The sequence below is a fragment of the Bacillus cereus group sp. BcHK124 genome (assembly GCF_027712065.1).
Classification (GTDB): Bacteria; Bacillota; Bacilli; order Bacillales; family Bacillaceae_G; genus Bacillus_A; species Bacillus_A pacificus.
This window is the reverse complement of the sequence record NZ_JAQFPJ010000055.1, coordinates 1-1,497: the sequence shown is the minus strand read 5'-3', so window position 1 is coordinate 1,497 and position 1,497 is coordinate 1. Positions and strand designations below refer to the sequence as shown.

Sequence of the window (1,497 nt, the reverse complement as noted above, 5' to 3'; positions counted from 1 at the left end):
TGAACTGTACCCCGAATCATGGACACTTAAAAAAAGCCCCATGATTCGGGGTTTTTGTGTATTTTTATCAAAAAACCTCGTTATAATGGAATCAACGATAGAAATGAGGTACGGAGAATGAGTAAAATTATTTTTAACGAGATTCAAATGAAACAGCTAGAAAAAAATAAAAATGTATTAAAAGCGTCGGAACGTTCGATTAGCTATTGTCCTGATTTCAAAATAAGAGCGGTAAAAGAAAATCAACAAGGAAAAGGTCCTAGCCAAATCTTTTTAGAGAATGGGTTTGACTTAGCTGTGATTGGTGAGAAGAAACCAAAACAATGCTTGAAACGCTGGCGAAGAACCTTTGAACAATTTGGTGAAGAGGGCTTTTATACAGAACGCCGCGGGAAAGGAAGCACGGGACGCCCTTCGGAAAAAGCTCTTTCTTCTGATGAAAAATTAAAAAAAGCGGAAGCACGTATTGCGTTTTTAGAAGCGGAATTGACATTCCTAAAAAAGTTAGACGAACTCGAAAGGCAGGCGTTACAGAAGAAGCGTTAACACCACGAGAAACATACGCACTGATTGAACAAACCATACGTCGCTTCCAATTCCCACGTATGGTGCGTTACCTTTGTACACTGGCTGGGGTAAGTCGGAGTGGATACTATGCGTGGCTTCATCAGTCAGATAAACATCTAGAAAAAGAACGTAATGATGAAACAGATTATGAATGGATCCAAGAAATTTTTAATCGAAAAGGAAAAATATGTGGTGGTCGTTCTATCAAAATGGTGTTGGAAAAGACAAAAGGAATTTGTATGAATCTCAAGCGTATTTACCGTATTATGCGTAAATATAATCTTGTGACAAAGATTCGCCGAGCAAACCCTTATAAACATATCGCAAAAGCGACACAAGAACATAAAACATGTCCGAACCTTTTAAATCGCCAATTCAATCAAGAAGAGCCTGAAAAAAGTATGTTAACCGATATTACCTATTTATTTTATGGACAAGGAAAGAAGGCTTATTTATCATGTGTAAAAGACAGTACAACACGAGAGATTTTAGCCTATCATGTCTCCTCTTCTTTACAAATGGATATCGTCTATCAAACATTAGATAACTTGAAAGAGAGATTAGGAGAAGTCATCCATCCTGAAGCGCTTCTACATTCAGACCAAGGTATTCATTATACACACCCTGAATTTCAGAAACGTGTAAGAGAAATGGGGATCAAACAATCTATGTCCCGTAGGGGCAATTGTTTAGACAATGCCCCAATGGAATCCTTCTTTGGTCATATGAAAGATGAATTAGATTACAAAGATTGTCAAACCTTTGAATCCCTTGAGCTCAACATAAAGGATTATATGGAGGAGTATAATTATAATCGTTATCAGTGGACATTAAAAAAGATGGCTCCGATCGAATATCGGAACCATCTTTTAAGTGCTTGATTTTTCAGGGCTTTTTTATTAAACTGTCCATTTTATAGGGTACAGTTCA

1 protein-coding gene is annotated in these 1,497 nt (G+C 37.1%); it reads left to right on the top strand.

Going from position 1 to position 1,497, the window contains the following annotated elements:
- The first annotated feature begins 117 nt into the window (after nucleotides 1-117).
- Nucleotides 118-1,448 (top strand): IS3 family transposase gene (locus tag PDK19_RS27175; protein ID WP_088300244.1). Its coding sequence is split into 2 segments (ribosomal slippage): nucleotides 118-505 and nucleotides 505-1,448, totalling 1,332 coding nucleotides; the frame shifts between segments, so codons are not numbered across the junction.
- Nucleotides 1,449-1,497 lie beyond the last annotated feature (49 nt).